The sequence below is a fragment of the Thermodesulfitimonas autotrophica genome (assembly GCF_003815015.1).
Lineage (GTDB): Bacteria > Bacillota > Desulfotomaculia > Desulfotomaculales > Ammonificaceae > Thermodesulfitimonas > Thermodesulfitimonas autotrophica.
The window spans coordinates 375,261-396,142 of sequence record NZ_RKRE01000002.1; the positions used below are offsets into that span (position 1 = coordinate 375,261).

The following is a 20,882-nucleotide window of genomic DNA, read 5'->3' on the forward strand; positions in this document are numbered from 1 at the left end:
GCAAAACGTTAGCCCATCCATGGTGCACCGCCCGCATTCGCCGTCAAAAAGTAATCTTCAAACTCTGGCCGGGCGGCGCAGAGTGATCAAAAAGGGCCGGGCAGACGGATTCTTTTGTAGGCCACAGGCGGGCGAGCTGATCGCTAACCAGAACGCACTCCAGCCCGAAAGGAAGGTACCCGGCATACCCTAACAGCGGCATCGCGAAGACCTGGAAGCGGTGCACGAAAGGAACAGCGTACTCCCAGCGGGCCAAGCTATAGTAGTTCCACATTTCCCAGAAAAAGCCGCAGATCAAGCCCGCCGCAGCAGGCACCAGAACCGGGCGCCAGTCCCCTTCCTTGAGCGGCGCGAAGACCGTCTCCTCGCCGAGCAGGGTCTGAAGCGAAATAATAACTGCCAGGGGAGCAAGCCAGAGGAGCGGGAAAAGGTACCGGGGCCAGATGCCGAGACCCGCAAGACCCGCCGCAGCAAAGAGCAGCAGCAGTCCGGCGACGCGGCGCGGGCGTTCTATCCGTGGTGCCCAGAACCCGGCGCGGCGGGATCCCCAGAAAGGGTAGCTTGCCAGCCACTCCGCGGTGCTGAGAACCGCGGGGAGAACCGTGGCAAACGGGGGCGTCGCCAGCAAAAAGTACTCGAGGGGACCGAGTTCGCCGAGGCCTACATAATACCAGTTCGCGACGAAGCGGTTGAGGTACTCGAAGTACCACCAGAAGAAAGCGCTTAAAGGAAAGAGGGCGAGGAAATAGCCGGTCCGCTCCGTCAGCAGGCAGCGCCCCGTTCGCCGGAAGGTGAGGGCGTTCACCACCACAATGTAGCCGAGCCATAGAGGGCTGAAAGTGTACCGCTGCCACGGCGCAAACCACGGAAAGCGGGTCCAGGCCAGCACCCATGCGCAGCCCAACCAAAGAAGACCCGCCACGCCCCACCAGGGCAGTCGCCCCGGCCGGGGCGACTGCGAATCAGCCGGAAGCGACGGGCACCGGAACCAGGCCCAATAAAGCGCTGCCGTGGCAAGGGGGAGAAGGGCAAGCAAAAAGAAGGCCACCCAGGAAAAAGAGGGCTGGGCTACATCGCGGGTTGCCGGCGGAAAAGATAGGTACGGGGTAACTGCGCCGCCGGTAACCTTTACTCCCAAGAGAGGAAGGCCGAGGAGGAGCAGCGAAAGAATCCCGAGCTTCAAGAAAGCTCGCGCCAAAAGAGCCACCTACCGGACCGAGTCTTTTCTCGCAGGATTTTTCGCCGTCCCAGAACGAAATCCCTTCTGGAAAACATTGCGCGCCGCCACAACCAGAATCCTGCCACTACCTACCGCTCGCAAGCCAGCGCATAAATCAGGAAAGGACCGGTCAGAATAGTTTACGAGCACCGAAAAACCGCATCCTTTGCGAACCGCTATATAAAATGGCTACGGAGGGAAAGGCAGTGGAAATAAGGCAGACACCCAGCCCTGAAGTAACCGGCGCCATCTCTACAGGGATGCCTTCGTGGATGGTTCCCCCAGGCATCATTCCCCGGGCGGATATCCTCGACACCGGGGAGCAAATCGTCTACCTGGTGGACTTGGCCGGAGTGGACCCCGATAAGCTTGTGCTGGAGGTTTCTCCCACCGAAATTGCGATCAACGGGCCGCTGAGCGAAAACTTTCCCCGCGGCACGCTTCTGTACGCCGAACGCCCCCGCGGGGCTTACACCCGCCTCCTATCCCTGCCGCCCCAGGCAGATCCAGAGCGGGTAAGCGCGGACCTCACCAACGGCGTGCTCGTGATCCGCTTCGCGAAAAAAGGGCGGCCTGAAGCTTAAAACGCGGGCCGTTACGCGATTTCACCTATCCACCTCCCGGATGATGAAGCCCGTCTCGCTCACCTCCTGGTAAGGAAAACGGTACTCCGCTGAAGGGTAGCCGCTGCTGTTCGTCAAAAGGTAGTAGCGATTCGAAAGCGGGTACCTGAAGCGAACGGGCAGAATCCTCTGTTCCGGCTGTTGCTCCTTTTCCGGCATCCGTTTTTCCTCCCTGATAAAAAGTCGGCTTTTGAGCCTCCCGATCTTCATCCCCGGTCTCCCGCCCCTTTTCCCGCAACGCTTTTCGCTCAAATCCGGCTGTGCCAGCCCTGTTTCAGGATGTTGACGCTGATCTGGCCCGCTTCCGGGAAGTCGCGACGTTCAACCACACCCGTAAAGACGAAGGCGTCCTGACCGCCCTCAGACTCCACAAAGCCCCCGGTCACCTCGAACTCGGTCCGGGAGCCGCGCAGGATTTTCGCGGGGTTAAAGGGCTCCGTCATCACCAGCTCGGCAACAAAGTCCTCGTAAAGCTCCCACATCAGCGCTTCAAGCCGCTCCGAGGGAAAAATGACCGGCAGCATTATCTCCCGCAGCGCTTCCTGACGGGAAATCATATGGTTATGCGCGTAAAGCTTTTCGGTCAGGCTGTCGATGATGTGGCGCACCCGCTCTTCGGGGAAAGGCTCCCGGCGCAACTCTAAGAGCCGCCGCGCCAGAGAGCGGACTAACAGGTAGTTGCGGTGGACGTTGCCGAGGGCCAGCGGGTGGATTCGCTCCGCCAGCAGGAGGAAGGCCCGCGCCAAGTGCTCCTCGCTCGTAATCCCGCCCTGCTCGCGGGCGAGGGCCAGATAGGAATAGACATCCTCAACGTTAACCGGGATGCGCGCTGAAGGGTTATGCGGGTCCTGCGGGTTAAAGGCATTCACCACACTCGGGTCGATCGGCCCTAATTCCCCCATTTTCGTCATCACAATCTGGTCGGCCCCAAGACAAACCAGCGTTCCCGCACTGTAGGCCCGGAAAGGTATCAGGACATCGAAGTAAGGCGCAAACTCCCGGATAAGGTGGACCAGACGCCAAGGAGTCAGAACATCGCCGCCGCGCGTATAGAGAAAGAGGGCCACCCGTTCGGGGTTCCTGAGCGAACGCAGGTGCCGGTAAAGAACCGGCAGAACGTCGGGGGCTATCCGCGTCGAAACATTCTCCCGGTCACCGGTAAAATAGCAGATTACCGCCGCGTTATGCAGTTTCCCGATTTCGGCAATTATCTCGCGCCTCTCTAAGTAGGGCACAAGACCTCTCCTCTCGGTACCGGGCAGCGCTTTAAAATTTCGCCTCTCGAAATAGTATCCGCGAAAAGGGGGAAAAGTAAACCGCCAACGCAGTCCGCCAAAGGATCTGGGCGCAGGTATAAAAAAACGCGGGAACTCAAAAAATATTCTCCGGTAACCTTAAAACTTAAAAAGGAGGCTGATGTTTTGTACATCCAAACCTTTAACCCCAACCAAGCCGTAGCTTTGAGCCAGGGATACCGCGCTGCCACCACGGCAATCCCCGTTGCGGTCCGGCCAAGCCCGCAGGGGAACACCGTCGTTTACTCCTTTAACCCCGCCTTAGCTCAGGGTTTCACCTTTAATCCTATGGTCAATCCGGCGCTCAGCCTGGCCTACAATCCGGCTATGCTGAGCAGCGCCGCCCTGGCGAACCCGTTTCTGATGAGCACCGCTTGGGCAAACCCGGCCCTCACCACGGGCATGATGACCCCAACCATCAGCCCGATGGTAAGTGCCTGGAATCCGGCCGCAAGCGCCATTAATCCGGCCGCGACGGCCTTTGCCAATCCGGCGCTCCAGCAGGCTTATATCAACCCCTTCTTAAGCGGCCAGTTCATGATGGGAATTCCGGGAGCCACGATCCAGTCATCGGCAGGTTTGGCGCAAATGCGGGTTGACCTGCACGAGACAAACAGTGACGTTGTAGTTGCTGCGGAGCTTCCGAACGTAAGCCTCAACGACCTTAACCTCACCGTAACGGACGACTCCCTCTCGATTTCGGCAACGGCCTTTGCGGGCGGCCAAGTCACCAGCCTCTTCAGGACGATCGCCCTGCCATGCAGCATTAAATCGGAACAGGTGGAGGCTACCTACTCTAACGGCATCCTGGAGATCAGAGCCCCCAAGGCCGACGTGGCCACCCGGCGCCGCGTGAAGATCAACGTCGTGTAGGCTCTATACCGGAAAGATACCAGCATGAAAGGGGCCGTCCTGAAAGCAGGACGGCCCCTTTTTCTCCCCTATCCGCTCAGGGCCCCGGTCTCCTTTTAACAAGCCGATGGGAACACTGCCCTTCCCACCGAAATATCCAAGACAAATTTTTACGCGGGTCATAAACGCCCCACTCAGGAAGGCATCTCACCGGAAACGGGGGGTAGTTTGGTCGAGCTCGACCACGATCACCTCAGAGCCGATCTTTTTGACCGCCTCCCAAGGGATAACGAGCTGCGGGCGCTCGACCCATAGGTTCAGGAGACTCTGCCGGCGCGGGAGGATAATGCTATGCACCTGCCCTGTCGCAGCGTCGATAGTGAGGTCGGATTCCCCGACCACACCAAGGCGCGCACCGTCGTAAAGGTTGACAATCTCCTTGCCGATAAGTTCGCCAAGCCTCACCTTTTGCCACCTCGCGTAGCGATTATTTCCCGCCGGGCATAATCTTACACCGCCCAACCCGGCACAGGCGCAAAATAAAGGGTTGTAGCAGGGCGAGCGTAATAGCGATGGTCGCGAGCGGATCAAGCTCCAGCCCCAAAACGGCAATCCGGGAAGGGATGTTCACCTCTAAGAAATCGACCAGGAGGGAAAGGGACAGGTAGATGCCGCCTGCAACGCCCACTAAATAGGCCAGGGCACCCGATAGGGGCGAAGGCGTCCCGTTCAGGCTTTTTTCCCGCAGGGAAAGCTGGTGGGCCTTCTCTTTAACCGATAGCACCATGAGGGCAAAAACTCCGGCGCAAAAAAGAATGGTCGCGAGCACATTGTCCACCCCCCGTTCATTACTTATGACGGACCAACCCCCGGTATACAAAAAAAAATCAACCGCCCCAATTAGCGGTTGACCTGTTTGAAGCCGGCTTCACTTTCCCTATCCCGTATGGCCGAAGCCACCGGCGCCCCGCGCGGTGGCGTCGAGGCGAGTGACTTCCCGCCATTTTATCCTACTGACCGGTTGAACGACTAATTGGGCGATCCGGTCCCCCCGGCGGATAACGAAGGGTTCGCGGCCGAGGTTAATCACGATCACCTTGATTTCGCCGCGGTAGTCGGCGTCAATTGTCCCGGGAGTGTTGAGCAGAGTGACACCATATTTTAACGCCAAGCCACTCCGGGGCCGGACCTGCGCCTCGTAGCCCTCCGGCAACGCGAGGCTAATGCCCGTCGGGACCAGCAACCTCTCGCCCGGAAGCAACGTTACCGGTTCCGTGACGGCCGCATAAAGGTCAACCCCCGCTGCGCCAGGGGTAGCGTAAGCCGGCAGCGGCAGGTCGTCTGCTCCCGGCAATCGCCGGACGGGGACCTCCACTTCCGCCATTAATTGAGCCTCCCGAGCGCCTCGCGCCAGACCATACCGTCCTCCCAGGGACCAATCGAAGCGAGGGCGAAGTTCTCCGGACGGAAGAAGCTCTCCGCCACGGCAAAAACGTCTTCGAGAGTCACTGCTTCAATCTTCGCTACAACCTCCTCCGGCGGCACCACCCGGCCTAAATAGAGCTGCGACTTCCCCATCCGGCTCATCCGGGCAACAACGCTTTCCAGGCTTAGGAGAAAGTTCCCTTTCAACTGGTTTTTGGCCCGCAGGAACTCTTCCTCGCTTATGCCACGGCGCCGGACGCTGGCAATCTCGGCCGCGATCATCTCTAACGTCTGGGAAACGTTCGGGGCCGCCAGACCGGCGTAAATGCAGAACAGACCCGTATCGCGGTAGGAGCTATGGTAGGAATAAACAGAATAAACCAGGCCGCGGTCTTCCCTTATCCGCTGGAAGAGGCGCGAACTCATCCCACCGCCGAGAATCGTGTTGAGGGTCTGAAAGACATAACTCAAATCGTCGCCTAGCGCCACTCCGGGAGTGCCGATGCAGAGGTGAACCTGCTCCGTATCCCGGGGGCGGTGGGTTATCTCCGCATGAGGAGCGGGACTGGCGAGCAACCGCGCTTCACTCTTCCCCCTTACCCGCTCGAAGGCGGGCAAAATCGCGGCGAGCACTTCCTCATGCCGGATGTTACCCGCAACCGAAACCACCATCCGCCCCTGGAGGTAGTGGCGTTCGTAAAAGCGGAGGAGATCCTCCCGGCCGAGACTTTTAACCACCTCCTCCGTACCGACAATGGGACGACCCAAAGGATGACCCTGCCAGAGGGTGCCGGTGAAAACATCGTGAACCAGCTCGTCCGGCGCATCCTCATACATTTTTATCTCTTCGATGATCACGTTTTTCTCGCGTTCGAGGTCCGCCGGGTCAAAACGCGAGTTGAAGAGCATATCGGTCAAAAGGTCAACGGCTAACCGGAAATGCTCGTCGAGCACCCGGGCATGAAAGCAGGTGTATTCCTTGGCGGTGAAAGCGTTGAGCTGCCCACCGACAGCGTCGAGTTCCTCGGCAATCTGCTTCGCCGTTCGGGTCGATGTACCCTTGAAAAGTGCGTGCTCGATAAAGTGGGAAATCCCGTTCTGCTCCGGCGCCTCGTCCCGGGAACCGACGTCCACCCATACCCCGATGGCCACCGAGCGCACGTGGGGTATCTCTTCCGTCAATACCGTAACGCCGTTGGGCAGTTCTTCTGTGCGGATCAACATTTCACCCTCTTTTGCCGTAATTGTAGTCATTTTCTACAAGAAGCTGCGGAATCCTCCCTCAGATTAGCATTCCCAGAAAAAAGAGGCCTTTAGCAGCCGACCGGCGCCCAGAGTCACCCGCAGTTGGCGCCAACCGCTACATTCCGGAAGAAGAGGCTTCCCCAAAATAACGCACCACACCCCTGAAAATCGCCCAGCTGAGCCGCTCCTGGTAAGTACCGTCACAGAGAAGGGCCTTTTCCCGCGGGTTGGAAAGGAAGCCCGCTTCGACAAGAACGGCAGGCATCCGCGTTTCCCGCAGCACAAAATAACGGCCCGGAAGCGGCATCCGTTCCTTACCGATATAACGCCACATTTCTTCTTCGATGTAGCGAGCCAGCACGTCGCTCCCGGGCTTTTCGGAATAGTAAACGTGCACCCCGGCCTTGCCCGGATCCCGCGAGGTGTTGACGTGGATACTCAGGAAAATGTCGGCGCCCGCGCAATTGGCCAGTTCCACCCGGGCCCGCAGGTCGTAGCGTTTTCTGGCGGCCAGTGATTTGATCTCCGGGGGTGCCAGGTCGTAGTCGCCGGTACGCGTCATGATAACCGTCGCTCCGGCATTCTCCAGAAAGCGCTTGAGCCGCCCGGCAATCTGAAGGACCAGGTCCTTTTCTAAAATCTCCTCCCGGTAATGCGCTCCAGGATCCACACCGCCATGCCCCGGGTCAAGGACGATCGTCCGCCCGGCAATGGCCGTCGCATACCAGCCGGTCGCCTCCGTCGAGCGGGCCCGGAAAGCCGCTGCCCCCACGATTGCTCCCGCCGCCAGCACTAACAATAGAAATGATAGGCACCATCGCTCAACGCAAAGGAAAAACCTTGGCAACCCTCATCGCCCCGGTTGCGCTTCCGCTTCGGATAGAAGCTCCGAGATGGTGACAAACTCGAAACCCCGCCCCCGTAGTTCCTCAATTATCGTCGGCAGCGCCTCAAGAGTGGGCGCTGTAGGGTGAAGGAGGACGATGGCCCCGTTGTGCGCGCGGCTGACCACCTTGCTGCTGATCGCCGCCGCCGGGGGATTGCGCCAGTCAACCGGATCGATGCTCCAGAGAATCACCCGGTAGCCGGCCTGAGCCGCCGCTTCGAGAACGGTAGGACCACAGTCGCCGTAAGGCGGCGCAAAAAAACGGGGCCGCTTCTTGGTCACACTTTCGATGATCGCCTCCGCCCGCCTGATCTCCGCCAGGTTATCCGCAACCGAGAGGTGATTCGGCTCCCGGTGGGCGTAGCCGTGGCTGCCCACTTCAAAATCCCGGGCGATATCCTGCGCCAACTCCGGAAACTTTTCCACCCATTGACCGCCGAGGAAAAAGGTCGCCTTTACCTTTTTCCCCCGCAGCAGCTTCAAAATGGCGGGCAGGTATTCCTCACCCCAGTAAACGTTAAAGGTCAGGGCGATAAGCCGCTTCGCTGCCGACCCCTGATAAACGGGGCCGGGGGCAGCAGTCAAAACCGTTTTTTCGCCACCCGACATCAGGTAGCCGGTGACAGAGGGAATACCGAGAGCGAGGAGAAGAAGAGCGAGAAAGCGCAACGGCCAGCGGAGCCGCAAGACCAGGTAAGGCACGCGGACAACCCCCTTTAAAAGGCAAAATCCCCTTGACGGGGATCGCTTTGTAAATCCTTATGCGGCTCGCCGGGAAAATATTTTCGGGTCAGCCGGCTACTTCGAGGACCGGATCCTGATCCGCTGCGAACGCCTGTCAGGGCGTTTATTCTCCCGCTGCTCTACAGCCCGCATCGCCTCTTTTTTCGAGAGCTTTATTTTGCCTTGATTATCGTAGCCGATGACTTTGACGAGGATCTGGTCACCTTCCTTCACCACATCCTCTACTTTTTCCACCCGCTGCGGCGCGAGCTGGGAGATGTGCACGAGCCCCTCTTTACCGGGCAAGCCGAGGACACCGGGAATGATCTCTACAAAACACCCGAAATCGGCCACCCGCGTCACCCGGCCCAGGTAAACCTGCCCCACCGTAACCTCCGCGGTGAGATTCTGGATGATCTCCATCGCCTTGCGACCGGCTTCCTCCGTTGGCGCGGTGATGTAAACCCGGCCGTCATCCTCCACGTCGATCTCGGCTCCCGTAAGCTCGATAATCTTCCGGATGACTTTACCGCCGGGACCAATAACGTCGCGAATCTTCTCCGGATCGATTACCATATGGAGGACGCGCGGCGCATAAGGCGAAAGTTCCGGACGCGGCGCCGCAATGGTCTGTTTCATCGTTTCCAGGATGTAAAGCCGCGCCTCGCGCGCCTGCGCGAGCGCCCGCTCTAAGATTTCCCGCGTAACCCCGGGGATCTTGATGTCCATCTGCAGGGCCGTCACCCCTGCGGCGCTGCCGGCCACCTTAAAGTCCATGTCCCCAAGGCGGTCTTCAACTCCTTGGATGTCGGTCAGGATACTGACCGTATCACCATCCTTGATCAGCCCCATGGCGATCCCCGCTACCGGAGCCTTTATTGGTACGCCCGCATCCATAAGCGCAAGGGTGCTGGCACAAACACTCGCCATGGAGGTGGAACCGTTTGATTCGAGAACCTCCGACACGATCCGGATTGTATATGGAAAGACGTCTTCCGGCGGGAGAACCGCTTCGAGCGCCCGCTCGGCAAGCGCGCCGTGTCCGATCTCCCGCCTCCCGGGGGAGCGGATCGGCCGGGCCTCGCCCGTGCTGTAGGGCGGGAAATTGTAATGGTGCATAAAGCGTTTGGTCTCCTCGATGCCGAGCCCGTCCAAGATCTGCTCGTCACCTACCGGACCCAGCGTAACCGCAGAAAGAACCTGGGTCTGCCCCCGGGTGAAAAGCCCGGAGCCGTGCGCCCGCGGCAGCACCCCGACTTCGACGCTGAGAGGACGAATCTCGCGCAGCCCCCGACCGTCAATCCGGATCTTCTCATCCCGGATCAGCTCCCGGACGATCTTCTTCTCCACCGCTTCGAGCTCTTCCCGGATTAGGGCCTCCGCCTCCGGGTATTTTTCTAGGAGAGCAGCCGTCAACTCTTTCTTCGCGTTTTCCACTAGCTCTTCGCGGGCCTTCTTGTCTAACCGCGCGTCAACACAACGCCGGATCGCGGCCGCGAGGGCCGTCTGGCCGGCCTCCCTGACTTCCTGGACCATTACCGGATCGGGCTCCGGGAATTCTATTGCCAGTTTGGGCGATGCTAAGCCCAGGGCCAGTGCCTCTTCCCGGAAGGCGGCGATGAAATCGACAATCTCCCGCACGACCTGGTGTCCGCGGTCGATGGCCTCCAGAATCTCGCTTTCGGGCACCTCTTTCGCCCCGCACTCCACCATCATAATCGCGTCCCGGGTACCGGCCACCACGAGGTGGAGCTTATTCCGCTCCTCCTGCGCAACCGTAGGATTAATCACGTATTCCCCATCAACCAAGCCGACGATAACGCCACCGATCGGCCCGGCGAAGGGAATCTCAGAAAGAGAAAGGGCCGCCGACGCCCCGATCATCGCCGTGATCTCCGGGGCGCAATCCTGGTCTACCGACATGATTGTAGCCACCACGTGCACGTCCCGCCGCAACTTCTGGGGGAAAAGCGGCCGGATGGAACGGTCGATAAGCCTTGCTGAGAGGACAGCTTTCTCGCCCGGTTTCCCTTCGCGCCGGAGAAAGCCTCCGGGTATCTTTCCTACAGCGTAATGGCGTTCCTCGTAATCCACGAGAAGCGGAAAGAAGTCTATCCCTTCCCGCGGCTCCGCAGCCATCGTCGCCGTCACTAACACCACGGTATCGCCGTAACGCGCCAGAACCGCGCCCGATGCCTGCCGGGCAACCCGGCCCACTTCGAGAACCAGTGGCCGGCCGCCGATAACCATTTCTTTTTTGTGAATTACCCTATCCTGCATAATTGAAACTTGCCTCCTGTATTACCTCCTGCAAACCAGGTTTTCGCCTATAAAAAAGGGGGGGCTTACCCCCGCCTACTTCCGCAAACCTAACTTTTCAATCAGACGCTGGTAACGTTTAAAATCATAATCGCGCAGGTAGTTTAAGAGCGCCCGTCGCTGCCCGACCATTTTCAAGAGGCCTCGCCGCGAGTGAAAATCCTTTTTGTGGACCCTCAAGTGCTCGCTTAGCTGGTTGATCCTCTCGGTCAGGATGGCTACCTGCACTTCCGGCGAACCGGTATCGTTTTCGTGAATCCGGAAACCTTCGATGAGCTCCTTCTTCCTCTCCGCCGTCAGCGCCACCAACCTTCACCTCCCTCTAATTGCCGTAAGCCCAGTCGCACCGTCCCCAACGGTCCCAACCGCGCCTACGGTTCATTTCCCGATCACGGTAATTACCAGGCGCCCTTCGGGGATATCCTTAACTACAAGGTCGAAAACCCTGCCCGACCGGGCCACAAAGCCCCGGAAACGGGTGGCCGTTAAGACCGTCCCCGGCACCGCCTCCGCAGCGGCAATAATATCCCGCATGGTAATCTCCGCCTGGCGCGCTTTACGAAGCCGCCGTGCAGCATGCTCCGTAACGATGACCCGCATCGGTGCTTCCCTATCCGGCAGGCCTCGCCGCGCTTTCCTCAGCTTCGCTCAAAAAGGCGTAAAGCGCATCGGCAAATGCCTTGACGCTTGCTCCCGCGGGATCTGAACGCTTATAAAAAGACTCGAGCTCGGCCCTTAACCGCTGGAACTCCTCACTGAGACAGATTACCGCAATCTGGTCAAGCCAGATCTTGAAATCCGCCAGCTTTTGCGCCGCACCGGTCAGCTCCACGCGGGCGCCTCCTCACGCGATCAAACCCAAGTTTGATTTTAACACAAAGAAGAAGCGGTGTAAATTATTCTGCGGCTCACCTGTGATAAGTATTGGCCCCACCACGCCATTATCATTATACAGAGCATATAACTTTTTTATTATCGTCCGCCCGCGGCAAACGCCCTTATTTAGCAAGCGCGCGGGCCGCAGCCACATCCCGCCGGATCTGCTCCACAAGCTCCGCGACCGACCGGAAACAGCGCTCTTCGCGGAGCCGCCGGGTAAAAGATACTTCCAGCCGTTTACCGTAAAGGTCGCCGTGGAAGTCGAAGAGAAAGACCTCAACCCGCCGCCCAGCCGGAGCATCGCCCGCAAAAGTCGGGCAGACGCCGATGTTGGCTACACCAAGAAAGACCTCCCCGTCGACCACCGCTTTCACCGCGTAGACCCCGTTGGCCGGGACCAAAACCTGGGAATCAACCTCAAGGTTCGCTGTCGGAAACCCGAGCTCGGTTCCCCGCTTCGCGCCAGACACCACCGTTCCGGCGAACACGGGATAATAGCCAAGGTAACGCTGCGCCTCCTCCACCTTTCCCGCCGCAATCAAACCGCGAATGAGGGTGGAAGAAACGGGCTGGTCGCCCACCAGCACCGGTGGGATCACCTCAACCGTAAAACCGTACCGCGCGCCAAGTTCCCGCAGGGTCTCGGGTGTTCCCGCGCCCCGGTGGCCGAACGTATAGTTGTAGCCGACAAAAACCGCCGCCACACCGATTTCCGCGCAGAGAACCTCCCGGATAAACGCCTCCGGCGATAGCAGCGCAAATTCCCGGGTAAAAGGAATAGCGAGCAGGATATCCACGCCAAAACTGCCGATCAAGCGCTGCTTGAGTTCGGGAGCAAGCAGGAGCGGCGGTGCCGCGTCCGGGCGCAGAACCATGGCCGGATGAGGCTCGAAAGTGAAAACCGCCGCGGTCCCCTGGTTCTCCCGCGCATACTCCACTAGTCTTTTGATGATGCGCTGGTGGCCGAGGTGAACCCCGTCGAAATTGCCGAGTCCTACGCAAATCTTCCGGTATGAATGCCGTAAGCCTTGATAACTGGTCAGAACCTGCAAGATCGAACCTCCCCTGCCCTGAAGTCAGGAAGTATAAACCCAAACCGGTTTGAAGGTGATTTCTTCGTTTGCGGTCAACTCCAAACGGGCAACGGCCAAAAGGTCCTGCCCCGCCACGAGTCTGACCAGCGTACCTGGTTCTAAAGCCCCGCCAAAATCCGCCGTACCCGCAGGGTAGAGCCGGCTCCCACAGCGCACCGCCTTAACGGCCGAAGGCTTTACCGCTACTGCGGGAAGGTGGGTCAGAGCCTCAGAAACCGGAATAACAGCCTCCTTAAGCCTCCCCTCTGCTTTAAGCGCAGCCAACTCTTCCAAGGCGTGGGCTGCCCCCACCTCAAAGCAACCTACCCGCGTCCGCAATAGAAAACTTAAAGTCGCGCCACACCCTAAGACCCTCCCTATCTCTGCAACCAGGGTCCGGATGTAGGTCCCCTTGGAACAGGCAACGTGAAGAAGGGCGCGGGGGTGCTTTTGTCCCCATTTTCCGTCCAAAAGCCGCAGTGAATAAATCTCAACCGTCCTGGGCGGCGCCGCCACTATCGCACCGGCCCGGGCCAGTTTGTAAAGCCGTTCGCCCCGGTAGTGCACCGCCGATACGGGCGGCGGCACCTGACTTATCCGCCCCGAGAAGGACGGGAGGACAGCGGCAACGTCCTCCGGTCTCAAACCGGAGGCATCCCGGCAGGCGGTAATCCTGCCCCATGCATCCTGCGTATCGGTCTCAATCCCGAAGATGGCTTCAGCCCGGTACTCTTTATCGTCCGCGATAAATTGGGCCGCCCGCGTCGCCCGCCCGAGCAGGAGGATGAGAACACCAGCCGCGCCAGGATCAAGGGTCCCCGTATGGCCAACCCGCTTCAACCCAACCAGCCTGCGCATCCAATCTACAACATCGTGCGACGTCATCCCCGGCGGTTTTAAAACGTTAACCACTCCATCCACCGGTGCCGTCACTGCCCTTCTTCCCGGACCGCAGCGACCGCCGCCTCGATTACCGCCGCTTTAATGCGCTCCAGCTCCCCTTGCACCACCGCACCGGCCGCCCGCGGGTGACCGCCCCCGCCAAACTGAGCGGCCAGCCGGCTCGCGTTAACAAAATTCTTCGAGCGAAAGCTCACCTTTACCCGGCCATCGTCCATCTCCCGGAAGAAAAGTGCTACTTCGACCCCCTCGATCATCCGGCCGTAGCTTACGATCCCGTCGGTATGCTCGTCCGCGAGCTGAAGCCCCGCCGCCACCTCCCGCGTCAGGCTCATCCAGGCGACCCTGCCGCAGGGGCTGAGTTCGAGCGTGTTGAGCGCCGCCCGCAGCGCTTCAATGCTTTTGAACGGTTTCTCCTCAAAGACCCGCAGGCTGATCTCGCGTACGTTGGCGCCAGCCTCGATAAACTCCGCCACGCGCCGGTGGGTAGCCGCAGTGGTCGTCTCGTAGCGGAAGCCACCCGTATCGGTCGCCACTGTAACGTAAAGACAGGTGGCGATCATCCTGTCGATTTGCCAGCCAAGAAGCTTCAACAGGTCGAAGATGATCTCACCCACCGCCGCTGCCCCGGGATCGACAAAATTAAGATCCGCGTACGCCGCTGCTGATACGTGGTGGTCAATCAGAATCGCCGGTGTTCCGGAGGCCCGCAATTCGTTGATCACAGGCTCTAAGTTCCCGAGCCGCTCCGGAACCGAAGTATCAAGAATCACGACGGCGCTGAAAGCGTCCGTGCCGCGCTGCAGCAGCGCAGGCTCCACGCAAATCCGGTCGACGGCCGGTAAGAAGGAGTAAATCGACGGCACCGGCCCGGGTAGAGCAAGGACCGTCTCCTTTCCCGCCCGCTCGCACGCCAGACTCAGCGCCAGCATCGAACCGATGCAGTCACCGTCCGGCATCACGTGCCCGACAATAAGAAACCGCCGTCCCCGCTTAAGCTCCTCGGCTACCCTACTTAGGCTGCTCACTGGCCCCATCCTTCTTTAGTTCATCTATCAGGCGCGCAATCTTTACGCCGTAGTCGATAGAGGGGTCAAACCGGAAACTAATCTCCGGAACATGGCGGAGTCTGATCCGCCGGCCGAGCTGGCTGCGGATAAAACCCTGTGCTCTTTCGAGCACCCCGAGCGTGCTCTCGCACTCCGCAGGCGAACCATAAACGCTCAGGAAAACTTTCGCGTACCGCAGGTCGGACGATACCTCGACCCTAGTAATCGTGAGAAAACCGAGACGCGGATCTTTCAGCTCGTTTTGGAAAATATCGGCCAGCTCTTCTTTAATCGCCTCGGCCAAACGCGCTGCGCGGTGTGCCATCGATTTACCTCCGTTTACTCAAGCTGGCGCTTGACAGCCTCGGTCACAAAGAACTCCAGTTCGTCTCCTTCCTGGATGTCGTTGTAATTCTCGACCATCAGGCCGCACTCGAAGCCCTGCGCCACCTCGCGGACATCGTCCTTAAACCGCTTAAGGGAGGAAATCTTGCCGGTATGCACCACAACACCGTCCCGGATTACTCTGACACTCGCATCCCGGCCCACCTTGCCCTCGCTAACGTAGCAGCCCGCAATGGTACCCAGCCGGGAGACGTGGAAGACCTTCCGCACCTCCGCCCGTCCGGTCACGACCTCGCGGTACTCGGGCTCGAGCAAACCGGAGAGGGCTGCCTTCACATCGTTGATCGCGTCGTAGATTACCTGGTAGAGCCGGATATCGACCTTTTCGCGCTCCTGCGCCTTGCGTGCGTTCACGTCGGGGCGCACGTTGAAACCGATGATAATCGCACCAGAAGCCGAGGCCAGCATGATATCGGTTTCGGTGATGGCCCCTACGCCCGTATGAATCAGGTTAACCCTGACCTCGTCAGTGCCTAAGCGCTCGAGGGCCTTACTCAAAGCCTCAACCGAGCCCTGAACGTCAGCCTTGACGATCAGCGGCAACTCCTTGATCTGCCCTTCCTGGATGCGTCTATAGACATCCTCAAGGGCAATTTTCGCCCGGGCGCGGGCCTCTTCCTCACGCTTCTTTGCCAGGCGCTTCTGCGCGATCTGGCGGGCCAACCGCTCCTCCACAACCACAAAGGCCTCGCCCGCCTCAGGCACCTCTGAAAAGCCGAGCACTTCTACCGGTGTCGAGGGGCCCGCCTCGCTCACCCGCCGGCCACGGTCATCGATCATGGCCCGGACCCGCGCGAACTGCTGGCCCGCAACGAGGGTATCGCCGACGTTGAGGGTACCGTTCTGCACCAGCACGGTGGCAACGGGACCGCGTCCCTTATCGAGGCGCGATTCGATGATTGTCCCCCGCGCGGGACGGTCCGGATTGGCCTTGAGTTCTAAAATATCGGCTACCAGCAGGATCATTTCCAGAAGGTCTTCGATCCCCTGTTTCTTTAAAGCCGAAACCGGAACCACAATCGTATCGCCGCCCCAGTCTTCCGGAACGAGGCCCTGGTCGGCAAGCTCTTTTTTCACCCGGTCGGGGTTGGCGTTCGGCTTATCGATCTTGTTCAGGGCAACCACTATCGGCACGTTGGCTGCCCGGGCGTGGTTAATGGCCTCAACCGTCTGCGGCATGACACCGTCGTCGGCCGCCACCACCAGTACCGCTACGTCGGTTACTTTGGCGCCCCGTGCCCGCATCGCGGTAAAAGCTTCGTGGCCGGGAGTATCGATGAAGGTGATCTTCCGGTTATTCTTTTCGACCTGGTAAGCACCGATGTGCTGCGTAATGCCCCCTGCTTCCGTGGCGGTCACGTTGGTCTTACGGATGGCGTCCAGCAGCGATGTCTTGCCGTGGTCCACGTGGCCCATCACCGTTACTATCGGCGGTCGGGGTTTCAGCGCCGCGGGATCGGTTTCCGGTTCTTCGGCCAGCAGCGATTCGATATCGAACTCCGGCTTGACCTCGACCTCGTAGCCGAACTCTTGAGCCAGGATCGCAGCCGTCTCGGCGTCGATTTCCTGGTTTATCGTCACCAGCATTCCAAGCATCATCAGCCTTTTGATGAGGTCGGCGGCCTTTACGTGCATCTTCTCGGCCAGATCCTTGATGGTGATCGTCTCGCCGATCTGGATTGGTTTCCTCTCAACCGGTCTTAGGGCCTGAGCCGCAGTCTCCTTCCGCCGCTTGACCAACTTATTCTTGAGTTTTTCGCCTTCTTCTTCCCACTCAGGCAGGAAACGGTCCGTAGCCCGCTCTTTGATCTTCTTCTCCGGTTTGAACCGTTCCGTTTTCTGCTGGACCTTGGTCTTATCCACCTGCGGCGGTGGCGGAATCACGCCGAGCTTCGGCGGCCGCCGGTCACCCGCAGGGCGCCGGTCACCCGCAGGACGGGTCTCCTTTTTCTCCCCGGGCAACTCGCGCCGTCCGGTATGCGGACGTCCTTCTCTTGGCTGTCTGGCTTTGCCAGTCCCGGTTGCCGGCCGCGAAAAGGGCTTGTGCCCCTCCGGCCTTCCTATGGCTTCCCGCTCGCGCCGGGGTTCCGGCAGGGTAACCATTCCTTTCCCGACGGCACCCGTCACTTTCTGCACCTCTGGTGGTTTCCGTACCGCCGCCGCTCCCGCGGCCTGCTGGGGGACGGGTGCCACAGCTGGTGCCGCATCAGCCGGTTTCTCGGAGGCGGGCGCCTCGGTGACTGCCGGTTTAACCGGCGCAGCAACGGTCGCCTGGCCCTGCTCCCTAGCGACATCCGCTGGCCTGGCTTCGGGAGCCGCCTTGGGTTCCGGCCGCACGGCAGGAGCGGTAATTCCACCTAAGATACCTTTGCCTATCTTTTTCTCGAAGGTCAGCGGGCGCTCCGCAAACCTCCTGTCGGGAGGACGTTGCGGCACTCTATCGACCAAACCCGGCCCATACTTCGAAAGGGCAGACGCATCTTTCGCTACCGCCTCCGGCTTCGGTTCTTTTGCTTCCGTCCGCGGCGGCGGCGCCGGCCCCCCGGAAGCTTTCTCCCCGCCTGCATCCGGTGCTTCCCGCTCCCCTCTGGGTTTCGCAGGGGAAGGGTTCACCACAACAGCGTGCTCACCCGCCGGCCGCGTAGCTCTTGCCGCAAGTGAGGCCCGTAATTTCATCTCTTCTTCCTCGGTCAAAGCCGAGAAATTACATTTGACTTCAATGCCTAAATCGGCAAGCTTTTTTATCAATTCTTTACTCTCCATGTTTAGCTCTTTCGCCAGTTCATGCACCCTTTTTTTCGCCATTCCATCACCTCCGCCTCTAAACGAAACAAGCCTATTTCTCGCCTCCCCCTATCAGGTTAAGAATGCGCGCCGCGAGACTTTCATCGAGAACGGCTACCACCGCCCGGGGCGGCCGGCCAAGTGCCGCCCCCAATTCAGCCTTCCGGCCGTAAACAACAACCGGAATTCCCGTCCCCCGCGCAAAGCGCTGGAAATCCTTGGCAGTCTGACCGGCGGCGTCGGCAGCAACAATAACAAGGCGCGCTTCCCGCTTCCTGATTTTAACCCGGACGACGAAATTCCCGGAAGCCACCTGGCCAGCTCGCTGCCCCAGACCCAAGAGCTGGACTATGTTTTTGGCGGGCACCGCCGCATCAACTCCTCTCGAATGGCATCGATTACTTCTGCGGGTATGTTTTGTTCGAAAACGCGCTCGAGTTTCCTGGTCTTAATCGCTGCGGCCATGCAATCTGCCGACGGGCAGATATAAGCCCCCCGGCCCGATTTTTTCCCGGTATGATCAACCAGGATCTCCCCGTCAGGGGTACGTACCACCCGGATAAGCTCCCTTTTCGGCTTCATCTCGCGGCAGCCAACGCACTGCCGTAACGGCACCCTCTTACTCCGCGCCAAACCCATACCCCCAAGCGCTGGCACGAGCGACTCCGGTTACCAAAGCCGGTGTTCCCACCTGTCAGCTCCCACGTTCCGCATATTCCTCTTCCTGCTCCTTGTAAAAAGCGGCGTATTCCTGGGCGTAGATTTCCTCCATCTGCGACTCACTCTTGATGTCGATCTTCCACCCCGTCAGCTTCGCCACCAGGCGCGCATTCTGCCCCTCTTTCCCAATAGCCAGCGAAAGCTGGCTGTCCGGCACGATGACGCGGGCAATCTTTTCTTCCTCCCATACCTCCACCGCCACAGCCTTTGCCGGGCTCAAGGCCTCGGCTATAAAACGGGAGGGGTCGGGGTCCCACCGAACAACGTCGATCTTTTCGTGGCGTAGTTCGTTAACCACCGCCTGCACCCGGACTCCCTTCGGGCCAACGCAGGCGCCTACAGGATCAACGTTTGGGTCGCGGGAGTAAACCGCGATCTTGGAACGGACGCCCGCTTCACGGGCTACCGCCTTCATCTCCACCAGCCCCTCCTGGATCTCCGGCACCTCGATCTCAAAGAGACGCCGCAGAAATCCCGGGTGCGTCCGCGAAACGATGATCTGGGGGCCTTTAGGCGTCTTCCGCACCTCCAGGATGAACGCGCGGATCCGGTCACCCGGCCGGTAACGCTCGCCGGGTATCTGCTCCGCCGGCGGGAGGACCGCCTCGGTCTTGGCCAGCTCGATATAGACGTGGCGCTGCTCCACCCGCTGGACCGTCCCCGTGATTATGTCCCCTTCACGGCTGGCGTACATCTCGTAAATCATGTTGCGCTCGGCCTCGCGAATGCGCTGGACCACCACCTGCTTTGCCGTCTGGGCCGCGATCCGGCCGAAATCTTTGGGGGTAACTTCTATCTCCACGATATCGCCTACCTCGTAGCGCGGGTCAATCGCCTTAGCTTCCGCGAGGGAAATCTCCGCCCGCGGGTCGCCAACCGACTCAACAACCACGCGCTGGGCAAAAACTCGGCACTCGCCCGTTTCCCGGTCGATATAGACACGGGCGTTTTGCGTCGAGCCGAAGTGGCGCCGGTAAGCCGAAAGGAGCGCCGCCTCAATCGCCTCCAACAGCATCTCGGTCGCAAGACCTCTCTCTTTCTCTAAGTCGCGCAGTGCTCTTAAGAACTCTATGTTCAACCGTCAGCCCCCCTACTGCCAGTGAAATACCAAGTTGGCCTTTTGAATTGCCGTGTACGGAATCTCCAGTTCGGCCCCCTCGACGAGTAACCGCACCTTCTCCTCACCCGCCGCGATAATCCTGCCGGTGAATTTACGCCGTCCTTCAAAAGGAGTTGCGGTCAAAATACGCGCTTCGTGACCGGTAAAACGCAAAAAATCGGCCGGTTTTTTGAGCGGCCGTTCGATCCCAGGAGAAGATACCTCTAAGGCGTAGGCGTGGGGAATGATATCCTGACGGTCAAGCTCTTGACCTAGCCGCTCGGAGAGGGCCTCGCAATCGTCAAGTCCCACCCCGTCCGCCTTATCGATGAAAACCCGCAGGACCCAGCGGCCCCCTTCCTTCCGGTATTCCACATCAACAATTTCCAGACCGAGCGCCGCCGCTAACGGGCCGGCAACCGCCTGCACCCGGTCGGCAATCCTGTGTTTTACCTGCACCGTAAAAACCCCCGCCCAACAAGTCTTCAGGCATCCCTTAAATTAACACGAAAGAGTGGGAACTACCCACTCTTTGCCAGGACTTAAACGTCACCACCGCTACCAAACGTAGTATAGCACAGAATCAGGTCCCTGTGCAACTGAAATTATGCCGCAACTCCTGCCGCGAATGGTCCCTGAATCCCCGACCTCGCCGGGAGCCCTGCGTGGCTGGCACCAAAACCGCCACTCGCCGGCCTACTCAACCCCGAGCAGGCGGTGCAATTTCTGCACTACGGTTTCCTTGGGCGTATAACCTACCTCCTGCGCCACCACCTTGCCGTGCTGGAAAAAGAGGAGGGTGGGAATACCCTTGATCCCGTAGCGCTGGGTAAGCGCCTGGTTCTCGTCAACATTGAGCTTAGCTACTTTCACCCGCCCGGCAAACTCATCAGCCACCTGGTCCACTATCGGTGACATGCTCCGGCAAGGTCCGCACCAGGCCGCCCAAAAATCGACTAGCACCGGCAGTTCGCTCTTTAACACCTCTTCCTCGAAATTCCGCTCGTTAACCTCAATTACCATCAAAGCTTCACCCCCGCGTTTTTTCAAGCGTGCGCGGGCCCACGGCCCGCCAGTATCAGATCCTTCACCCACCTTCGGCCGTCGGCCGACAACCACCAGCTTCCGAACCCCGGCCTGGAGCGCTGAAAGGACTCCAAATCTGTTTTAGATCGCTGCTCCCGCACTTAGGGCAACGGACACTCTCCTTCTCCGCCCAGCTGACCAGCACTGTAAAGCGGTGGGCGCAACGCCGGCACTCAAATTCGTACTGCGGCACGCAACTCACTCCTCCATCGTCCTGTACAGGCGGTCCGGCTGTCCGTACAAAAATAGTATAACGCACCGGGGGCACCCTTTAAACGGCAACCGGTAACGGGCAGTCCC

Annotated in this window: 26 protein-coding genes and 1 pseudogene; 2 read left to right on the forward strand and 25 right to left on the reverse strand. The window is 59.6% G+C overall.

What is annotated here, in order from left to right; genetic code table 11:
- Window positions 1-43: 43 nt before the first annotated feature.
- Complete coding sequence (locus tag EDD75_RS05600; protein WP_123929314.1) at window positions 44-1,198, reverse strand: hypothetical protein; 1,155 nt, start codon at window positions 1,196-1,198, stop codon at window positions 44-46.
- 227 nt (window positions 1,199-1,425) lie between these two features.
- Between EDD75_RS05600 and EDD75_RS05605 the strand changes: the two genes are divergently transcribed.
- Window positions 1,426-1,803, forward strand: a complete 378-nt coding sequence (locus EDD75_RS05605) for an Hsp20/alpha crystallin family protein (protein ID WP_170157737.1) — start codon at window positions 1,426-1,428, stop codon at window positions 1,801-1,803.
- Window positions 1,804-1,824: 21 nt separating this feature from the next.
- On the opposite strand, the gene EDD75_RS11205 is transcribed toward EDD75_RS05605, so the two are convergent.
- Together EDD75_RS11205 and EDD75_RS05610 are read right to left on the reverse strand one after the other, a co-directional pair.
- Window positions 1,825-2,001: a hypothetical protein gene (locus EDD75_RS11205; RefSeq protein WP_170157738.1), complete on the reverse strand. Its 177-nt coding sequence runs from the start codon at window positions 1,999-2,001 to the stop codon at window positions 1,825-1,827.
- A gap of 89 nt (window positions 2,002-2,090) precedes the next feature.
- Window positions 2,091-3,077, reverse strand: a complete 987-nt coding sequence (locus EDD75_RS05610) for an SDH family Clp fold serine proteinase (RefSeq protein ID WP_123929319.1) — start codon at window positions 3,075-3,077, stop codon at window positions 2,091-2,093.
- Between the two features lie 186 nt (window positions 3,078-3,263).
- Here EDD75_RS05610 and EDD75_RS05615 point away from each other — a divergent pair, with 186 nt between their 5' ends.
- On the forward strand, window positions 3,264-4,010 hold the full coding sequence (locus tag EDD75_RS05615) for an Hsp20/alpha crystallin family protein (protein ID WP_123929322.1): 747 nt from the start codon (window positions 3,264-3,266) through the stop codon (window positions 4,008-4,010).
- Window positions 4,011-4,196: 186 nt separating this feature from the next.
- Here EDD75_RS05615 and EDD75_RS05620 read toward each other — a convergent pair whose 3' ends face one another.
- The 22 genes and pseudogenes from EDD75_RS05620 to EDD75_RS05720 all read right to left on the reverse strand — a co-directional run bounded on the left by EDD75_RS05620 (window position 4,197) and on the right by EDD75_RS05720 (window position 20,850).
- Complete coding sequence (locus EDD75_RS05620; protein ID WP_123929325.1) at window positions 4,197-4,454, reverse strand: YlmC/YmxH family sporulation protein; 258 nt, start codon at window positions 4,452-4,454, stop codon at window positions 4,197-4,199.
- A 22-nt stretch (window positions 4,455-4,476) separates the two neighbouring features.
- On the reverse strand, window positions 4,477-4,818 hold the full coding sequence (locus EDD75_RS05625) for a hypothetical protein (RefSeq protein ID WP_123929328.1): 342 nt from the start codon (window positions 4,816-4,818) through the stop codon (window positions 4,477-4,479).
- A gap of 108 nt (window positions 4,819-4,926) precedes the next feature.
- Window positions 4,927-5,373 (reverse strand): dUTP diphosphatase, encoded by a 447-nt coding sequence (dut, locus tag EDD75_RS05630; protein ID WP_123929332.1) that lies wholly within the window; start codon window positions 5,371-5,373, stop codon window positions 4,927-4,929.
- Window positions 5,373-6,638, reverse strand: coding sequence for a M16 family metallopeptidase (locus EDD75_RS05635; protein WP_123929335.1), 1,266 nt, complete (start codon window positions 6,636-6,638; stop codon window positions 5,373-5,375). The genes dut and EDD75_RS05635 overlap by 1 nt, the downstream gene beginning before the upstream one ends.
- 136 nt (window positions 6,639-6,774) lie before the next feature.
- The gene (locus EDD75_RS05640; RefSeq protein ID WP_123929338.1) at window positions 6,775-7,506 is read right to left on the reverse strand and encodes an N-acetylmuramoyl-L-alanine amidase family protein; all 732 of its coding nucleotides are present in this window, start codon (window positions 7,504-7,506) and stop codon (window positions 6,775-6,777) included.
- 3 nt (window positions 7,507-7,509) lie between these two features.
- Entirely contained in the window at window positions 7,510-8,247 is a 738-nt protein-coding gene (locus EDD75_RS05645; protein ID WP_245963084.1) for a polysaccharide deacetylase family protein, read from the reverse strand.
- A gap of 96 nt (window positions 8,248-8,343) precedes the next feature.
- Window positions 8,344-10,548, reverse strand: coding sequence for a polyribonucleotide nucleotidyltransferase (locus EDD75_RS05650; RefSeq protein ID WP_123929341.1), 2,205 nt, complete (start codon window positions 10,546-10,548; stop codon window positions 8,344-8,346).
- A 75-nt stretch (window positions 10,549-10,623) separates the two neighbouring features.
- Window positions 10,624-10,893, reverse strand: coding sequence for a 30S ribosomal protein S15 (gene rpsO, locus EDD75_RS05655; protein WP_123929344.1), 270 nt, complete (start codon window positions 10,891-10,893; stop codon window positions 10,624-10,626).
- Between the two features lie 72 nt (window positions 10,894-10,965).
- On the reverse strand, window positions 10,966-11,187 hold the full coding sequence (locus tag EDD75_RS05660; protein WP_123929347.1) for a hypothetical protein: 222 nt from the start codon (window positions 11,185-11,187) through the stop codon (window positions 10,966-10,968).
- Window positions 11,188-11,197: 10 nt separating this feature from the next.
- Complete coding sequence (locus tag EDD75_RS05665; RefSeq protein ID WP_123929350.1) at window positions 11,198-11,419, reverse strand: hypothetical protein; 222 nt, start codon at window positions 11,417-11,419, stop codon at window positions 11,198-11,200.
- A gap of 166 nt (window positions 11,420-11,585) precedes the next feature.
- Window positions 11,586-12,518, reverse strand: a complete 933-nt coding sequence (locus tag EDD75_RS05670) for a bifunctional riboflavin kinase/FAD synthetase (RefSeq protein WP_123929353.1) — start codon at window positions 12,516-12,518, stop codon at window positions 11,586-11,588.
- 24 nt (window positions 12,519-12,542) lie between these two features.
- Window positions 12,543-13,472: a tRNA pseudouridine(55) synthase TruB gene (gene truB / locus EDD75_RS05675; protein WP_211328105.1), complete on the reverse strand. Its 930-nt coding sequence runs from the start codon at window positions 13,470-13,472 to the stop codon at window positions 12,543-12,545.
- Window positions 13,469-14,467 carry a DHH family phosphoesterase gene (locus EDD75_RS05680; RefSeq protein WP_123929356.1) on the reverse strand — a complete coding sequence of 333 codons (999 nt, stop codon included), beginning with the start codon at window positions 14,465-14,467 and terminating at the stop codon, window positions 13,469-13,471. The genes truB and EDD75_RS05680 overlap by 4 nt, the downstream gene beginning before the upstream one ends.
- Window positions 14,451-14,813 (reverse strand): 30S ribosome-binding factor RbfA, encoded by a 363-nt coding sequence (rbfA, locus tag EDD75_RS05685; RefSeq protein WP_123929359.1) that lies wholly within the window; start codon window positions 14,811-14,813, stop codon window positions 14,451-14,453. The genes EDD75_RS05680 and rbfA overlap by 17 nt, the downstream gene beginning before the upstream one ends.
- Before the next feature lie 14 nt (window positions 14,814-14,827).
- On the reverse strand, window positions 14,828-16,996 hold the full coding sequence (infB, locus tag EDD75_RS05690) for a translation initiation factor IF-2 (protein ID WP_245963115.1): 2,169 nt from the start codon (window positions 16,994-16,996) through the stop codon (window positions 14,828-14,830).
- 564 nt (window positions 16,997-17,560) lie between these two features.
- Window positions 17,561-17,698 (reverse strand): annotated as a pseudogene (locus EDD75_RS11580) (translation initiation factor IF-2 N-terminal domain-containing protein); the annotation flags it as partial.
- Window positions 17,699-17,729: 31 nt separating this feature from the next.
- The gene (locus EDD75_RS05695; protein ID WP_123929365.1) at window positions 17,730-18,044 is read right to left on the reverse strand and encodes a L7Ae/L30e/S12e/Gadd45 family ribosomal protein; all 315 of its coding nucleotides are present in this window, start codon (window positions 18,042-18,044) and stop codon (window positions 17,730-17,732) included.
- Window positions 18,026-18,310 (reverse strand): RNase P modulator RnpM, encoded by a 285-nt coding sequence (rnpM, locus tag EDD75_RS05700; protein WP_123929367.1) that lies wholly within the window; start codon window positions 18,308-18,310, stop codon window positions 18,026-18,028. The genes EDD75_RS05695 and rnpM overlap by 19 nt, the downstream gene beginning before the upstream one ends.
- A 61-nt stretch (window positions 18,311-18,371) precedes the next feature.
- Complete coding sequence (nusA, locus tag EDD75_RS05705) at window positions 18,372-19,475, reverse strand: transcription termination factor NusA (RefSeq protein ID WP_123929369.1); 1,104 nt, start codon at window positions 19,473-19,475, stop codon at window positions 18,372-18,374.
- A gap of 12 nt (window positions 19,476-19,487) precedes the next feature.
- Window positions 19,488-19,955: a ribosome maturation factor RimP gene (locus EDD75_RS05710; protein WP_211328106.1), complete on the reverse strand. Its 468-nt coding sequence runs from the start codon at window positions 19,953-19,955 to the stop codon at window positions 19,488-19,490.
- Window positions 19,956-20,192: 237 nt separating this feature from the next.
- A complete protein-coding gene (trxA, locus tag EDD75_RS05715; protein ID WP_123930387.1) occupies window positions 20,193-20,519 on the reverse strand; it encodes a thioredoxin in 327 nt (108 codons plus the stop codon).
- Window positions 20,520-20,583: 64 nt separating this feature from the next.
- The gene (locus EDD75_RS05720; protein ID WP_342780958.1) at window positions 20,584-20,850 is read right to left on the reverse strand and encodes an FmdB family zinc ribbon protein; all 267 of its coding nucleotides are present in this window, start codon (window positions 20,848-20,850) and stop codon (window positions 20,584-20,586) included.
- Between the last annotated feature and the right edge of the window lie 32 nt (window positions 20,851-20,882).

Excerpts from the sequence above, each read along its gene's own strand:
- trxA (WP_123930387.1), bottom strand. The coding sequence starts at position 20,519 with ATGGTAATTGAGGTTAACGAGCGGAATTTCGAGGAAGAGGTGTTAAAG.
- EDD75_RS05650 (WP_123929341.1), bottom strand. The coding sequence starts at position 10,548 with ATGCAGGATAGGGTAATTCACAAAAAAGAAATGGTTATCGGCGGCCGG.
- dut (WP_123929332.1), bottom strand. The coding sequence starts at position 5,373 with ATGGCGGAAGTGGAGGTCCCCGTCCGGCGATTGCCGGGAGCAGACGAC.
- infB (WP_245963115.1), bottom strand. The coding sequence starts at position 16,996 with ATGGTTACCCTGCCGGAACCCCGGCGCGAGCGGGAAGCCATAGGAAGG.
- EDD75_RS05660 (WP_123929347.1), bottom strand. The coding sequence starts at position 11,187 with ATGCGGGTCATCGTTACGGAGCATGCTGCACGGCGGCTTCGTAAAGCG.
- EDD75_RS11205 (WP_170157738.1), bottom strand. The coding sequence starts at position 2,001 with ATGCCGGAAAAGGAGCAACAGCCGGAACAGAGGATTCTGCCCGTTCGC.
- EDD75_RS05635 (WP_123929335.1), bottom strand. The coding sequence starts at position 6,638 with ATGTTGATCCGCACAGAAGAACTGCCCAACGGCGTTACGGTATTGACG.
- rbfA (WP_123929359.1), bottom strand. The coding sequence starts at position 14,813 with ATGGCACACCGCGCAGCGCGTTTGGCCGAGGCGATTAAAGAAGAGCTG.